Source organism: Pseudomonas sp. PD9R (assembly GCF_019200975.1).
Taxonomy (GTDB): domain Bacteria; phylum Pseudomonadota; class Gammaproteobacteria; order Pseudomonadales; family Pseudomonadaceae; genus Aquipseudomonas.
This window is the reverse complement of record NZ_JAHTMR010000003.1, coordinates 178848-195260: the sequence shown is the minus strand read 5'-3', so window position 1 is coordinate 195260 and position 16413 is coordinate 178848. Positions and strand designations below refer to the sequence as shown.

The 16413-nt window shown below is 58.2% G+C and carries 10 protein-coding genes; 4 read left to right on the top strand and 6 right to left on the bottom strand.

Translation table 11 applies throughout. From position 1 onward, the window contains the following. Positions 1 to 22 precede the first annotated feature (22 nt). The 3 genes from glgB to KUF73_RS08500 form a co-directional block, all read right to left on the bottom strand. Positions 23 to 2257, bottom strand: coding sequence for a 1,4-alpha-glucan branching protein GlgB (glgB, locus tag KUF73_RS08510; protein ID WP_218437595.1), 2235 nt, complete (start codon positions 2255 to 2257; stop codon positions 23 to 25). Between the two features lie 2 nt (positions 2258 to 2259). Then, positions 2260 to 5601, bottom strand: coding sequence for a maltose alpha-D-glucosyltransferase (gene treS, locus KUF73_RS08505; RefSeq protein WP_218437594.1), 3342 nt, complete (start codon positions 5599 to 5601; stop codon positions 2260 to 2262). A 158-nt stretch (positions 5602 to 5759) separates the two neighbouring features. Beyond that, complete coding sequence (locus tag KUF73_RS08500) at positions 5760 to 7757, bottom strand: alpha-1,4-glucan--maltose-1-phosphate maltosyltransferase (RefSeq protein WP_218437593.1); 1998 nt, start codon at positions 7755 to 7757, stop codon at positions 5760 to 5762. A 186-nt stretch (positions 7758 to 7943) separates the two neighbouring features. Between KUF73_RS08500 and KUF73_RS08495 the strand changes: the two genes are divergently transcribed. Beyond that, positions 7944 to 8108 (top strand): hypothetical protein, encoded by a 165-nt coding sequence (locus tag KUF73_RS08495; protein WP_218437592.1) that lies wholly within the window; start codon positions 7944 to 7946, stop codon positions 8106 to 8108. A 548-nt stretch (positions 8109 to 8656) separates the two neighbouring features. On the opposite strand, the gene KUF73_RS08490 is transcribed toward KUF73_RS08495, so the two are convergent. Further along, positions 8657 to 9160, bottom strand: a complete 504-nt coding sequence (locus KUF73_RS08490; RefSeq protein WP_218437591.1) for an MgtC/SapB family protein — start codon at positions 9158 to 9160, stop codon at positions 8657 to 8659. Positions 9161 to 9282: 122 nt separating this feature from the next. Between KUF73_RS08490 and KUF73_RS08485 the strand changes: the two genes are divergently transcribed. From KUF73_RS08485 to mapR, 3 genes are all read left to right on the top strand, one after another. Continuing rightward, positions 9283 to 9516 (top strand): DUF3203 family protein, encoded by a 234-nt coding sequence (locus tag KUF73_RS08485; RefSeq protein ID WP_218437590.1) that lies wholly within the window; start codon positions 9283 to 9285, stop codon positions 9514 to 9516. A gap of 184 nt (positions 9517 to 9700) precedes the next feature. Then, a complete protein-coding gene (gene ccoG / locus KUF73_RS08480) occupies positions 9701 to 11113 on the top strand; it encodes a cytochrome c oxidase accessory protein CcoG (protein WP_218437589.1) in 1413 nt (470 codons plus the stop codon). A gap of 149 nt (positions 11114 to 11262) precedes the next feature. Beyond that, positions 11263 to 12672 (top strand): GntR family transcriptional regulator MpaR, encoded by a 1410-nt coding sequence (gene mapR / locus KUF73_RS08475; RefSeq protein ID WP_218437588.1) that lies wholly within the window; start codon positions 11263 to 11265, stop codon positions 12670 to 12672. 22 nt (positions 12673 to 12694) lie between these two features. Here the strand turns inward: mapR and KUF73_RS08470 are convergent, their stop codons facing one another. After that, positions 12695 to 15493 (bottom strand): RHS repeat-associated core domain-containing protein, encoded by a 2799-nt coding sequence (locus KUF73_RS08470; RefSeq protein ID WP_218437587.1) that lies wholly within the window; start codon positions 15491 to 15493, stop codon positions 12695 to 12697. 133 nt (positions 15494 to 15626) lie between these two features. Continuing rightward, the gene (locus KUF73_RS08465) at positions 15627 to 16373 is read right to left on the bottom strand and encodes an SDR family oxidoreductase (protein WP_218437586.1); all 747 of its coding nucleotides are present in this window, start codon (positions 16371 to 16373) and stop codon (positions 15627 to 15629) included. Positions 16374 to 16413: the final 40 nt, after the last annotated feature.

The following is a 16413-nucleotide window of genomic DNA, read 5'->3' as shown; positions in this document are numbered from 1 at the left end:
TGCCCGCGAAGGCGGTTTCGGATTAGCCCTCCGGCCGCAACATCAACACCGCCAACGGTGGCAAATTCAGCACCAGCGACAACGCCTGCCCGTGGCTCGGTGCCTCCTCGGTAAACGCCCCGCCACTGTTCCCGTAATTGGAACCGGCATACGTCGCCGAATCACTGTTCAGCACCTCGGTCCAGCGTCCGGCAAACGGCACGCCGATGCGATAAGCCTCACGCGGTACCGGGGTGAAATTCGCCACCACCAACACCGGGCGTCCATCCTTGCTCCAGCGCAACCACGCGTAAACGCTGTTGATCGCATCATCGCCAATCAGCCACTGGAAACCCTGCGGCACATCGTCCTGCTCGTGCAGCGCCGGCTCTTCGCGGTACAGGCGATTGAGATCACCGACCAGTTTCTGCACACCTTTATGCTCGGAGTACTGCAGCAAGTACCAGTCCAGTTGCTGGTCGTGGTTCCACTCGCGCCATTGGCCGAACTCACAGCCCATGAACAACAGTTTTTTGCCCGGATGCGCCCACATAAAACTCAAGTAGGCGCGCAGGTTGGCGAATTTCTGCCAGCGGTCGCCGGGCATTTTGTCGATCAGTGAATGCTTGCCGTGCACCACTTCGTCGTGGGAGATTGGCAGAATGAAACGCTCGGACCAGGCATAGACCAGGCCGAAACTCAGCTCGTTGTGGTGATGGGCGCGGTACACCGGGTCCTGCTGGATGTAATGCAGCGAATCGTGCATCCAGCCCATGTTCCACTTGTAGGCGAAGCCCAGACCGCCCTGTTGCGTGCTTTGGCTGACACCCGGCCACGCAGTGGACTCTTCGGCAATCACCAGTGCGCCCGGTGCTTCCAGCGCTACCACGTCGTTCAAATGACGGAGGAAGTCGATGGCTTCGAGGTTTTCCCGACCGCCATGGCGGTTCGGAATCCATTCGCCGGCCTTGCGCGAATAGTCGCGATACAGCATCGACGCCACGGCATCCACCCGCAGACCATCGACGTGGAAATGCTTGAGCCAGTGCAGCGCCGAGGCCAGCATGTAGCCGTGCACTTCGGTGCGTCCGAGGTTGTAGATCAGCGTGTCCCAATCCTGATGAAAGCCTTCCTGCGGGTTGCCATATTCGTAGAGCGCGGTGCCGTCGAATTGTGCCAAACCGTGGGTATCTGTCGGGAAATGCGCCGGCACCCAATCGAGGATCACGCCGATTTCGGCCTGGTGGCAGGCGTTGACGAAGGCTGCGAACTCGTCGCCGGTGCCATATCGGGCGCTGGTGGCGAATTGCGAAAGCAATTGATAGCCCCACGAACCACCGAACGGGTGCTCCATGATTGGCATCAGTTCGATATGGGTGAAGCCTAGGTCTTTCACATAGGGAATCAGCCGTTCGGCCAACTCAGGCCAAGTGTACTGACGGGCCACTTCGCCGAGGTCGTCCAACTCACATTGCCACGAACCGGCGTGCAGCTCGTAGATAGACAGCGGTGCTGCCGGGCTATGACGATCGCCACGAGACTGCATCCACGCCTGATCCTGCCAGTCGATCTTGAGCGGTGACGCCACCTTTGAAGCGGTGTCTGGCGGCAGCGCCGTAGCCAGCGCCATCGGGTCAGCCTTCAATGGCAGGATCCCTTGCTTGCCGAGGATTTCGTACTTGTAGGCCTCCCCCGCTTGCAGGCGCGGGATGAACAACTCCCAGACGCCGGTGGGATGGCGCAGACGCATCGGGTGGCGACGACCGTCCCAGACGTTGAAGTCGCCGACGACCGACACCCGCCTGGCATTCGGTGCCCACACGGCAAAGCGCACGCCGTCGACGCCATCCACGTTTTTCAATTGCGCGCCCAAGGCGCTGCTCAAATCGCGGTGATTGCCTTCCGCGAACAGGTACAAATCCATATCGCCGAGCAGTGGGCCAAAGCTGTACGGGTCTTCGGCGATCTGCTCGCCGCCGGCCCAGCGCGTGCGCAACAGATACGGCTGTGCCCGGTCGAAATGGCCGACGAACAACCCCGGCGTCTGGGTCGCTTCAAGATTGCCGAGTTCTTCCCCGGAGTCCTTGGCGACGACTTGCACGCTCAAGGCGTCCGGCAAATATGCCCGAATGAACTGCCCGCCGGCACCATCGTCGTGGGGGCCGAGTATTGCAAAAGGGTCGTGATGCTCGGCCCGTACCAGCGCATCGATATCCCGCGCCCTGGGCAGCAGCGCTTCTTTATGATGATGACCCTGTTCCCTGTTCGAGAAACTCATGACTACTCTCCACCAAGATCGGAAAAGGGTTTGAGCCCATTCAATAACCCGTACAAACCGTGCAACGGCACGGTTAGCCAGGCGGGGCGATTCTCTGCCTCATAGGCCACTTCATACGCTGCCTTCTCCAGGCCGAATAACGCCAGTGCGGCGTCTTCGCCTTCAGGATCTTGCCATGCATGGCCAAGACTAGCTGCCGCCAGCCGATAAGCGTCGACGAATGCCGCGCGCGCCTCACTCAGGTAGCGATCGGAAACCCGTTGCCGAGCCGCGCGAGCTTCTGCAGTGTTATCAACGTTGTGCACGTTAATGGCCATGGCCGCAGCGTAGTCGAAAGATCGCAAAACGCCGCTCACATCTTTATACGGACTGTGTTTGCCCCGGCGCTCATGCAGCGGTCGCGCCGGTTCACCTTCGAAGTCGATCAGGTAGGCATCACCCTTGATCACAAGCACCTGCCCCAGGTGCAAGTCGCCGTGCACACGAATCCGCAAGCCACCCGCCGTCTGTTTGCCCAAGGTTTGCACATGACTGAGGATGGCTTTTTTGTTGTCCAGTAATTGGCTGACCAGATTTTTGTCCGACGGGTTCAGTTCATTTTGATGCTGCTTGAGCAGTTTCAACGCGTGCTCGATTTGCGCCGTGACGTCCTTGGCCGAGCTCAGCGCATCTTTTTGTGTGGTGATTTGCGGATCAAAGTCCGGATTGTTGCCCGGCACTGCCAGCACCTGATGCATTTCCCCCAGGCGCTGACCTAGCATGGCAGCGAAATCTTTCAATTCGCCGAGGGCGTTGTAGTGTTGTTCCTGCTCGGACATGGCGTCCGCCAACTCATCACGCAGCGCCCGTTCCAGATTGTTTTGCGTCCATTCCCAGGCATCGCCCTGATTGCTCAAGTAGCCTTGGGCGATCATCAACAAATTGTCTTCGCCAGCGGCATCCTTTCGAACCACGGCGCCCAGCAGCGGCGAGATGTTGCGGAAATCGGCGCGGGTCAAAAAGGCGCTCATTTCCAGCTCCGGGTGCACACCCGAGGCGACTTTACGGATCAGTTTCAGCACCAGACTGTTGCCAATCACCACTGAGCTGTTCGATTGCTCGGCGGACAGGTAACGCACTTCCGATTCCGCCGTGAGGCCCAACCTGGCCAATTCGTCGGTCTGTTCGAAGCGGATTTCGCCACCGTCCGAAGGCAACACGGTGTTGTTCTGCATGCCCTTCAAGACCGCGCGGATAAAGGCTTCGAGGCTGAATGCATCAGTGATCAAACCGACCTGAGGCCCACGGCGGACCCGTGACAGCGCCAGTTGCTGCGGCAACGCCGTACCGACCTGGTCTTCGGCAATGAAGCCGAACGGCAGTTGATAACGGCTGGTCTGGCCGCCGCTGGTGACTTCGATTTCACTCAACAATACCGGGTGCTGCGCATCGCCAAAGCGCACACCGTAGGCCAGATGAATTTGTTCGATGGCCGCATCCTTGCCGGCAAACCAGCGGCGGTTCTGTAGCCAGTTGGGCAAGATGCCCTGCTCCAGCATGGCGCGAGACGGCGCTTCGAGCAGTTCTTCCATGCGTTTTTTCAGCACCAGGGTGGTGAAGTCCGGCAGGCTCTGCGCCGGTTCCACGTGCCAACTCGGCATCTGGTTTTCTGCGGCGAGACCGAACCAATAGAAGCCGTAAGGTGCCAGGGTCAGAAGGAAATTCAACTGGCCGATGGGTGGGAACGCATTACCGCCGAGCATTTCCACCGGCACCATGCCGACATAGGCCGACAGGTCCAACTCGGCGGCTTGCGCGCTGCGGGACACGTTGGCCACGCACAGGATGATTTCGTGCTTGCCGTCCGCCCCGGTGAATTCGCGGGTGTAGGCCAGAATCCGTCGATTGCTCGGCGACAGCATTTTCAGCGTGCCGCGCCCGAAAGCCTTGGACTGCTTGCGCACCGCGAGCATGCGCCGGGTCCAGTTCAGCAGCGAATGCGGGTCGCCGGCCTGGGTTTCGACGTTGACGGACAGGTAGCCGTATTGCGGGTCCATGATCGGCGGCAACACCAGACTGGCCGGATCGGCACGGGAGAAGCCGCCATTGCGGTCGATGGACCATTGCATCGGCGTGCGCACGCCGTCGCGATCGCCGAGATAAATGTTATCGCCCATGCCGATTTCATCGCCGTAGTACAAGGTCGGCGTACCCGGCATCGACAGCAACAGGCTGTTGAGCAGTTCTACGCGTCGCCGGTCGCGCTCCACTAATGGCGCCAGACGCCGGCGAATCCCCAGGTTGATCCGCGCTCGACGGTCGGCCGCGTAGTAATTCCACAGGTAGTCGCGCTCTTTGTCGGTGACCATTTCAAGGGTCAATTCATCGTGATTGCGCAGGAAAATCGCCCATTGGCAATTGGCAGGAATCTCCGGGGTCTGGCGCAGGATGTCGGTGATCGGGAAGCGATCTTCCTGGGCCAACGCCATGTACATGCGCGGCATCAGCGGAAAGTGGAACGCCATGTGGCATTCGTCACCGTTCAGGCCTTTTTTATCGGTGTCGCCGAAATACAGCTGCGTGTCTTCCGGCCATTGATTGGCCTCGGCCAGCAGCATGCGGTCCGGGTAATTGGCGTCGATTTCGGCGCGGATCTGTTTGAGTACGTCGTGGGTCTCGGGCAGGTTTTCGTTGTTGGTGCCATCGCGCTCGATCAGGTACGGGATGGCGTCGAGGCGCAGACCGTCAATGCCCATGTCCAGCCAGTAACGCATCACCGATAGCACGGCTTTCATGACTTGCGGGTTATCGAAATTAAGGTCCGGCTGGTGGGAATAGAAACGGTGCCAGAAGTACTGGCCGGCGACCGGGTCCCAGGTCCAATTGGACTTTTCGGTGTCGAGAAAAATGATGCGGGTGCCGTCGTACTTTTGATCGTCATCGGACCACACGTAGAAATCCCGGGCCGCCGAACCTTTCTTGGCCTTGCGCGCACGCTGGAACCACGCGTGCTGGTCGGAAGTGTGATTGATGACCAGTTCGGTGATCACCCGCAATCCGCGTTCGTGCGCCTCGGCGATAAAGCGTTTGGCGTCGGCCATGGTCCCGTAGTCGCTGTGGACGCCACGGTACTCGGCGATGTCATAACCGTCGTCGCGGCGTGGCGAGGGGTAGAACGGCAGGAGCCAGATGGTGTTGACGCCTAAGTCGGCAATGTAATCGAGTTTGGCGATCAGGCCGGGAAAATCACCGATCCCGTCGTTGTTGGAGTCGAAATAGGATTTGACGTGAACTTGATAAATCACCGCATCCTTGTACCAGAGCGGGTCCTTGATGAAAGTGGCTGCCTTGGGTTTCTTCGCCATTTGAAACTCCTGTTGATTCGCCGATCCCCTGGTAGGAGCTGCCGCAGGCTGCGATCTTTTGATCTTGTTTTTTGCTGAATCACAAATTGCAAAGATCAAGATCAAAAGATCGTCCGAACGCGGCCCGAGCCTTCGGCAGCTCCTACAGGGGGATCATTTCAAGATGTGGTAATGCGCCAGATCCCGAACGGTTGATACGCCGGGTCGATCCGCATGAACTGGTACTTGCCGTGCCAGGTCCAGCGATGACCGTTCATCAAGTCTTCGCCCTGGGTGCTGGCATCATCGGGCAGGCCCATTTCCCATAACGGCAATTCGAAATTCGCTTCCTGCGGGTGATGCGGATCAAGGTTGACGGCGACCAGAATGAAATTGCTGCCATCGGCGCTGCGCTTGCCGAAGTACAGAATGTTGTCGTTCCAGGCGTTGTAGACCTTCAGTCCCAGATGGCTGTGCAGCGCCGGGTTTTGGCGGCGGATGCGGTTGAGCTGGGCGATCTCGGCAATGATGTTCCCCGGTGCGGTGAAGTCCCGTGGGCGGAGCTCGTACTTCTCGGAGTCGAGGTATTCCTCTTTGCCCGGCACCGGCGCCGATTCGCACAACTCGAATCCGGAATACATGCCCCACAGGCCCGAGCCCATGGTCGCGAGCGCCGCACGAATGAGAAAGCCGGGGCGCCCGGATTCATGCAGGAACGCCGGGTTGATGTCCGGTGTGTTGACGAAGAAATTCGGCCGGTAGCACTCGCGCCACGGCGATTCATTGAGCTCCGTGAAGTAGGTCGCCAGTTCCTGCTTGGTGTTGCGCCAGGTGAAGTAGGTGTAGCTCTGGGAATAACCGACCTTGCCCAGCCGCGCCATCATCGCTGGCGTGGTAAAGGCTTCGGCAAGGAAGATCACTTCGGGGTACAGCGCACGAACGTCGGCGATCAGCCATTGCCAGAACGGCAGTGGTTTAGTGTGCGGGTTGTCGACGCGAAAGATTTTCACGCCCTCCTCGACCCATCCGACGACGATGTCGCGCAGCTCGGTCCACAGACTGGGAATCGCCTCGACGGCATAGAAGTCGACGTTGACGATGTCCTGATATTTTTTCGGCGGATTCTCGGCGTATTTGATGGTGCCGTCCGGGCGCCAGTTGAACCAGCCCGGATGCTGTTTGAGCCAAGGGTGATCCTGGGAACACTGGATGGCGAAGTCAAGAGCGATTTCCAGCCCGTGCCCGGCCGCCGCCACCACCAGACGGCGGAAGTCCTCGCGGCTGCCCAACTCGGAATGTATCGCTTCGTGACCGCCCTCTTCGCTGCCAATGGCGTAGGGGCTGCCGGGATCGTTCGGCCCGGCCGTCAGGGAATTGTTTGGGCCTTTGCGATAGCTGCGTCCGATCGGGTGGATCGGCGGGAAGTACAACACGTCGAAACCCATGTCCTGAATCATCGCCAACCGTGAATGCACGTCATTGAAGGTGCCGTGACGGGCGGGATTGTCGGTGATCGAACGCGGAAACAATTCATACCAACTGGCGAACTGCGCCAGTTCCCGCTCGACATCCAACGGGTACTCGGGGCTCAGGCTCAGGTAAGCGCGGTGATCGGCCTGGGCCATCAACTCGGCGCTACGCTGGTGCAGAAACAGCGCGACCTGCTCGGTTTCGAGCAGCCCGGACAATTCATGGTGCAACGCTGCCAGCTGTTCGCTGAGTTGGCCCTCGGTGCGTTCGGCAGCTTGCTGCACGTGAAGCCGACCTTCCTGTAATTCCAGGCTGACGGGTACGGCGGCGTTGTGTTTTTTTTCCAGCTCGTAACGGAAGCTGGCGAACTGATCGATCCAGGCTTCGATACAGAACACATACCGGCCCTGATCCAACACACGAAAGCGGCCCTGCCAGCCGTTGTTGCCCAGGTCGGTCATGACTTCACTTTGCCAGACCTCATCGCCATCGGCATGCCAGCGCACCCGCACGGCGAGTTTGTCATGACCGTCGGCAAACACCTTGCTCGTCACCACTACGTCTTGGCCGACCACAGCCTTGACGGCGAACTGCCCGCCTTCGAGGATCGGCATGGTGTTTTCGATCACGATACGCGGCAGCAACAGAGCCTGTGACAGCGGCATGTGCGGGTTGTAGCTCAACTCAGTCGGCTTTTCAGCAGTCATCGAGCATCTCTCCTTAACGCCCCAAGGACGCTCTTGTGTCTGGTTGTCATCCCAATGAACTCACTTAGGTTCCGAGCGATAGGTGCTGGGAAAAGTTCATCGGCAATTGGCTGGAATCAAATCCGTTGCGCAGTGGTCAACCAACTTAAGCACGACTCACGCCATGTGCCACTGGAGGCTTGAACAATGACCAATCCTTTCCCGGGTGAAACGCCTGATCCGAATATCGACAACCCGGTGATACCGCCGACCGACCCGCAACCCGTACCCGAGCAAGAGCCGCCGGGCACCCAGCCACCGCCACGAGAAGAACCACCGACGACCATGCCGCCGGTAATCGTCAATCCCTGACCCAATGCCCTGTAGGAGCTGCCGAGTGCAACGAAGCTGCGATCCTTTGATCCTGCTCCTGATCTGTGACGCCTCGGCGACTCTGTAAAGATCAAATTCAACAGATCGCAGCCTCGTTGCACTCGACAGCTCCTACAGGGGATCGCGGTCTTTATGGAGCGGTTTCATAAAACTCAGCATCATGCTGAAAATCGATCGTCCATCCCTGACCAAAACCCTGTAGGAGCTGCCGAGTGCAACGAGGCTGCGATCCTTTGATCCTGCTCCTGATCGATGACGCCTCGGCGACTCTATAAAGATCAAAATCAACAGATCGCAGCCTCGTTGCACTCGACAGCTCCTACAGGGGGGCACGGTCTTTATGGAGCGGTTTCACAAAACTCAGCATCATGCTGAAAATCGATCGTCCATCCCTGACCAAAACCCTGTAGGAGCTGCCGAGTGCAACGAGGCTGCGATCCTTTGATCCTGCTCCTGATCTGTGACGCCTCGGCGATTCTGTAAAGATCAAAATCAACAGATCGCAGCCTCGTTGCACTCGACAGCTCCTACAGGGGGGCACGGTCTTTATCGAGCAGTTTCACAATCCTCGGCATTACGCTGAAAATCGCCAACGCCAGCAAGGTGCTGAACACCGCGGTCGCTTCCCGACCCAACCCGGCCGAAACGCCGATGGCAGCGGTCATCCACAACCCGGCGGCGGTGGTCAGGCCCTTGACGTGACCTTCGTCGCCTTCATGATTTTTCAGAATGGTGCCTGCACCGAGGAAGCCGATCCCGGCGATCACACCCTGCACCACCCGGCTCATGGCATCCGCCTGGGAGCCGGACATCTGCGGCACCAACACAAACAGCGCCGCACCGAGCGCGACCAGCATGTGGGTGCGTACACCCGCAGCCTTGCCCTTGTGCTCGCGCTCGAAACCGAGAATCCCGCCCAGGATCGCCGCAATCAACAGGCGCACGGTAATGCGCGTCAACTGCGCGGCGTCGCCGATATCGGCGAACTCGGCTTGCAGGGTCATCCAGACTTCATGCCACCAGGCGTTCATGCGGTTGTCCTTGTAAAGGGCTATGGAGGATGGACCGCGCCGACCATTAATCGGTTGCACAGAACGATGGCCGAAACGAATGCCCTAACGCTCAAGTACCCGTTGATAAAAAGGATCACGCTATGACTGTGCGCATCGAGAACCAGACCTGTTTTTTCACCACCGAAAATGGCGAAGAAATTCGCCTGTGCCCCGACGTCACCATCATCACCGACTCGGCCAAAGCCATGTCGGCCGTGGAACTCAACGGCCAGCGCGTTTACATCACCGAAGCAGAAGCCGACGCATTGACCGTAGCAGGCGCGGTCGATGGCCGTAAGCATCTGAAGGCCACTGACAGTGATTCGGTGATTTGACTGACGCCGACCGCAGGCGTCTGTTATAGCCGTCTGCGGGCTGCCACAGCAGGTGCTTCAACTTGTCGCAGGGTCGCCGCACAGCGCATCTGATCCGGTTTTTATTGCAAGACCTGAGTCTGTTATGCAAACAGATCGCCGCTCATAGTGCTCATGCCTGATGGAGGCTGATGAGCGAAAGACCATGAGCGAAAGAATCCCCGTCCGAACCGTAGAGACCTTTGAACCTTCACGTCCAAAGATGAAGGTCAAATCCAGCGACAACCTGATCCACACCCGCAGCTTCACCGGTTTGTTCCGCACCCTGCGCATGAGCGGCGCGGGGTTTCTGTTTTTGCTGTTTTTCGGCACGGTGTGGTTGAATTGGGGCGGCCGTCAGGCGGTGCTTTGGGACCTTGGCGAAAGCAAATTCCACATCTTCGGCGCAACCTTCTGGCCGCAGGATTTCATCCTGCTCTCGGCGCTGTTGATCATCGCCGCATTCGGCCTGTTTGCGATCACCGTGTTCGCCGGCCGCGTATGGTGCGGTTACACCTGCCCGCAGAGTTCCTGGACCTGGATTTTCATGTGGTGCGAGAAAATCACCGAAGGTGAACGCAACCAGCGCATCAAGCTGCAAGCCGCGCCCTGGGGCTTGAACAAGCTGATGCGTCGCTCGGCCAAGCACACCCTGTGGCTGTCCATCAGCCTACTGACCGGCCTGACTTTTGTTGGCTATTTCACTCCGATCAGGCCCTTGGCCGAAGAACTGCTGACCCTGCAAATGAGCGGCACCAGCCTGTTCTGGGTACTGTTTTTCACCGGCGCCACTTACATCAATGCCGGCTGGCTGCGTGAAGCGGTGTGCATGCACATGTGCCCGTATGCGCGGTTCCAGAGCGTGATGTTCGACAAAGACACCCTGACCATTTCCTACGACGTGGCCCGCGGCGAAAACCGTGGCCCGCGCAAACGTGAGGTCAAACCCGCCGAAGTCGGTTTGGGCGATTGCATCGACTGCCAGCTCTGCGTGCAGGTCTGCCCGACCGGCATCGACATCCGCGACGGTTTGCAAATGGAATGCATCGGCTGCGCTGCATGCATCGATGCTTGTGATTCGATCATGGACAAGATGGGCTACGCTCGCGGGCTGATCAGCTATACCTCGGAGCATCAGTTGCAAGGTGGCAAGACGCACCTGCTGCGGCCCCGATTGATCGGCTACAGCGCCGTGCTGCTGGTGATGATCGGCGCACTGGTGTTGGCCTTGGTCGAACGGCCAATGGTGTCACTGGACGTGAGCAAAGACCGTGGTCTGTTCCGCGAGAACAGTCAGGGGCAGATCGAAAACATCTACAGCCTGAAGGTCATTAACAAGACTCAGCAACGCCAGGACTACCGCGTCACCTTGCTCGACAGCGACGGCTTCCAGTTGCAAGGCAAGACTGAACTGACCCTGGCACCGGGTGAGATTGTCGATGTGCCGGTGTCGGTGGCGATGACCACTGAACGGCCGAGCAGCAGTTCGCAAAGTATCAGTTTCAAAGTCGCCGACAGCGATGAGCCTGATATCTACAGCGTGGCGAAGAGCCGGTTTGTTGCGCCAATGAATCGTTGAGCCTTTAAGATGCAGAGCCTGAAAGATCGCAGCCTTCGGCAGCGCCTAAATGGGTACGCCGATCCACTGTAGGAGCTGCCGAAGGCTGCGATCTTGACGGTCTGACTTTTTACCCATTCTTCAATAAATGACAGCAAATCGGGCAATCGATGAAACGCTACGAAAAATTCGCCGACGACATCGCTGAACTGATCCGCTCCGGCGTCCTTGGTCCCGGCCAACGCGTACCGTCAGTGCGCTACGCCAGCCAGACCTACGGCGTCAGCCCGTCCACGGTGTTTCAGGCCTATTACCTGCTCGAACGTCGCGGCTTGATCCGCGCCCGGCCGCGCTCCGGCTATTTCGTCAACGCCCATGCACCGCGTCCCTTTTCCGAGCCGGTCATCAGTAGCCAGGTCAACGAGTCCACCGAAGTCGACGTCAGCGAACTGGTGTTCTCGGTGCTCGACTCGATCAAAGACCCGAACACCGTGCCCTTCGGCTCGGCGTTCCCGAGCCCTACCCTGTTCCCGCTGCAACGGCTATCCCGCTCACTGGCCAGTGCCAGCCGCGAGATGGACCCGCGCATGGTGGTCACCGACATGTCGCCGGGCAACCCGCAACTGCGTCGGCAAATCGCCCTGCGCTACATGGTCGGCGGGCTGATGTTGCCCATGGAAGAACTGCTGATCACCAACGGCGCACTGGAAGCTCTGAACCTGTGCCTGCAAGCGGTCACCCAACCCGGCGATCTGGTGGCCATCGAAGCCCCAGCGTTCTACGCCTGCCTGCAAATACTCGAACGCTTGAAACTCAAAGCCGTGGAAATCCCGGTGCATCCGCGCGATGGCATCGACCTCGGCGTGTTGGCGCAAACCCTTGAACGCCACCCGATCAAGGCCTGCTGGTGCATGACCAGTTTCCAGAACCCCATGGGCTCAACCATGCCCGAGGCGAAGAAACAGGAACTGGTGGAATTGCTACGCACCCACCAAGTGCCGCTGATCGAAGACGATGTCTACGCCGAGTTGTATTACGGCCAGCAGGCACCGAAACCGGCCAAGGCCTTCGACACCGAAGGCTTGGTGATGCATTGCGGCTCGTTCGCCAAAAGTCTTGCGCCCGGCTATCGCATCGGCTGGGTTGCCGCAGGGCGTTATGCGCAGAAAATCGAACGGCTGAAACTGATGACTTCGTTATGCGCCTCGATGCCGGCCCAGGCCGCCATTGCTGATTACCTGCAACACGGCGGCTACGATCGGCACCTGCGCAAATTGCGCCACGCGCTGGAAGACCAGCAAAGCGCCATGCTCGCAGCCATTGCCCGCCACTTTCCGGCGCAGACACGCGTCAGTCAGCCAGCAGGTGGGTACTTTTTATGGCTGGAATTGCCAGAGCAAATGGATTCGTTGAAGTTGTTTCAGATGGCGTTGGCACAGGGAATCAGCATTGCGCCGGGCCCGATATTTTCGCCGACGCAAAGATTCAGGAATTGTATTCGGTTGAATTATGGGGGGCCGTGGGATGAGGGTTCGGAGAAGGCGATGGAGACGTTGGGGCGGATTGTGCGGTCGTTTTAATAAATATACTGAAATAAACTTTTCACGAACGCGCATTACGGTCGTTTTTGGACCAATTGGACATTATCATCGAAGACATAGCGAAGCCAGAAAGACTGTCCGCATTGTTTCGAGCCATCCGACTGCGAAGCGCAGGATTGTTATTATATTTATGCAAAGCATTTGCAGGATTAGCACCACGTGCTTCTAGAATAAAATCTTCCGAGGCTTCTGGCAAATCAATATCCTCGGCGTTGCCCGATAACATTTTTTTTGAATTCCTCTCCATCGCCACACTGAACACTACATCTCCACCCCCACCAAATTTTAACTTTGCCCTGGCTCTTTCAGCACTACTAGGGACAATATAATAATAATCCAACGAATAACCATCTCTACTTTGATGGCTTGCTTCATGAATTAAAGTTTGCGCCAACTCCGCGACTGACCGACCTAACAGATGTCTTTCATTTATATAAATTTTATGTCTACGATCTAAATTATTAATAAACGCGTTTACCCTTTCATAAGTTCCCCCTGCATCCCGAAAAGTGACAATCTTAGATGGTTTCGATTCTAATCTATCAAGGTTAAGTAATATTCTCTGATACCGTTCTTTTAGCTCATCCCTATCACCTGACTGAAACAACCCAAAATAAGCCTTATATGTTCGCGCATTGAAATTTTGATTGGAAATGCTTTCAAATGCTCCCTTTATTGCGGACTTAGCCATTACAATACTTTCGTTTAAAACCTTCGCCATCTCAGGCGCATTCCTTTCTATATCTTTCATTCCCCGCCAGAGCACTATTTGACGAATTCCCAAGCGCCTTTCAAGTCGAAAATCGAGATAACTCCTTAATACTGGGAAGTAGCCTTGTCGATCAAAAAACTTAACCGGACTATTCCTCACAAACCGATATAAATTCAACCCATCCACATCCCCCGCCGGATCCGGATTCAACCAGCGCTGCAACCATGGCGCGTAATACCGCGCCCCATAGTAATAAAGCCCCGTCGCATCCCGTTCTTTCCCTGAATACCGAATGGTCTTATAACTGCTTTCCACCTCATGCCGCCCCGCGAGCCACGCCGTACCGCCGAAGGCGTAGAACACTTCCTGGCTGATGGTTTTCGCCCGGGCATCCACCTCGAAAGCACTCGACCCCAGGTGGTCGTCGAAGCAGTAACGCAGTTGATCGTTTTCCAACCCCGTGGGCGGTGGACTGTCCCAATGCAATAGGCGCACCGTGCAGCGGCCGGCCTGAACACTGATGACTTGTAACTGCTCCCCGGTGGCGCTGTTACTGTGCAACTCGATGCCCGGCAGGTAGCGCACCTCAGCGGTGTGGGTGACGGATTTAGCCGCTACGGTGCGCCACTTTCGCAGGCGATTGCCTTCGGCGTCGTAGCCATAGCGCTCCACGTCGGCGGCCCTGTTGAGGCGGGCGACTTGAGTGACTTCTGCCAATTGGTTGCGCCCGTTCCACTGCAAGCCTTGACCGGGTTGCAGTTCCAGCAGATTGCCGCGGGCGTCGAACAATTCATCCAGCACCCGCCCCGGTTGATCCTTGACGCTGCGATTGCTGTGCGGCGCTACTCGCATGTTCAAGGTGTCGTCCAGCGCGCCGTGGTGGATGCGTTCCAGCAAATTGCCCGCTGCGTCGTAGTGATAGGTTTCGTTGTAGTTGCACCAGCGGCTGGCGTCCGGCGGGCCAAACGCCTGCCATTCGGGCAATGCGGGACCTAATGAGGGCTTGGCGGTTTCCCAGCCGGTGGTGCTGATCAATTGATACAGCGTGTCGTAGACGAAGCGCCGCACCGGGTCGATGCGTTGGTTGGCGAAATACTGGATGGGTAATGCAGCATCGGTGATAGCGGTGATGTTGCCGGCCGGGTCGTAGTCGTAGCTGAGCTTCTGCAGGAAACTTTGGTCGGGGCCTTGTGTACCGAGGAACGTCAGATGCCCATTGGCGGAGTCATAAGCGCTGGTGGTGCGCATGCCGTTGCCGGCCAGTTCCTGTTCCACTTGGCCGAAGGCGTTGTATTCGACGGCATTGACCAGCGTGTCGGCAGTGGGCTGGCCGGCGCGTTGCAACCCAACAGAGTGCAGTAGACCGGCGCGGTCGTAGACGAAATGTTGGGTATGACCTTTGGCATCCGTCGAATGCGAAACTTCGCCGGAAGCCAAGAAGTGCCAGGAAGACTGTGCGCCATCGTTTGGCTCCAGCAAATCGTCACGATCAGCTTCGGCTACAGGCCAGTCAGGCGGATCAAGACTGCTCAGGAAATGTCGCACTTCAACCAGCACCGCCGCTGACAGCCCGTACTCGGCAATCAACCGACTACCCGCTGGATCGTCGTGTCGCGTCAGTTGGCCACAGCGATTGTGCTGAAGGTCATCGTGTCCGGCACCGCCCCAACTGATCCGCTCGGCACAGCGTTCCGAATCCCCAGCACCTCGCTCAAACACCGTTAGCGGTCGCAACAACGCATCATGTTCGGTACGACGATGCCAACCGCGCTGATCCCACGCCTCAAGCGCCTGCCCAGCGGCACCGAACAAACCAAGCTGCCACCCCGCATCGACACTGTCAGTGCAGAGCGCCTGATCCGACAGGCTGAAAACCGTGGACAGATTCGCCGGCACCGATGGATCAAACTGCGCCAACGCAAACAATCGTGGATCGCGCTGGCGAATAAGCCGACCGGCCGCATCGTGATGCTGATGCGTCACTCGCGCTTCAAGAGGATCCCCGGCCGCGCACCGGTGATAAGCCACGGCACGAATGGCCAACCCGCGAGGCTCAACAACGTTGATCGACGGTGTATGAGTGTCCATGTGCGGGGCGCCCATCCTTGCAAGGCCTTTGCGCACGCAGCATTCAGGTTGCGCGGCTCAACGCCAATCTAGGCGCGCTCGTCAGTCGCGTCTACTGTCACAAATAACAGGATGGTCACCCTGAAGACTTCAATTACCGCCCACCACCCAAATCCACAAACGTCCCCGTCGCATACGACGCCTTGTCCGACAGCAACCAGATAATCGCTTCGGCCACTTCATCCGGCCGCCCACCGCGAGCCATCGGAATGGCCGACTCCAGCTTGCTGACCCGGTCCGGATCGCCGCTCAATGCGTGAAAGTCGGTGTAGATGTAGCCGGGGCGCACAGCGTTGACGCGGATGCCTTCGCCCGCCACTTCCTTGGACAGGCCGATGGTGAAGCTATCGAGCGCGCCCTTGGAGGCGGCGTAGTCGACGTACTCGTTGGGCGAACCCAGTCGCGAGGCTACCGAAGAGACGTTGACGATGCTGCCACCCTGCCCGCCGTGTTTGGGCGACATGCGCAGGATCGCGTGTTTGGCACACAGAACGGGTGCCAGGACGTTGGTCTTGAGGATTTTGAGAATGCGGAATTCGGACATTTCGTCGACCCGCGACTTCTGCCCGACGGTGCCGGCGTTGTTCACCAGTGCGGTGACGCGGCCGAGTTCGGTGTCCACTCGGTGGAACAGCGCGATCACTTCATCTTCGATGCTGACGTCGGCGCGCACGGCGATGGCTTGCGCACCGAGGGCGCGGACTTGGTCCAGCACACTTTGCGCCGCTTGTTCATCGGCCTGATAGTTGATGCAGATCCGATAGCCTTGTTCGGCGGCCAACAGGGCTGTGGCGGCGCCGATGCCGCGACTGCCGCCGGTGATGACGATGACTTTGTCCATGCAAGCTTTCCCCGTTTCAAGCGTAAGCGGTCCGGGGGAA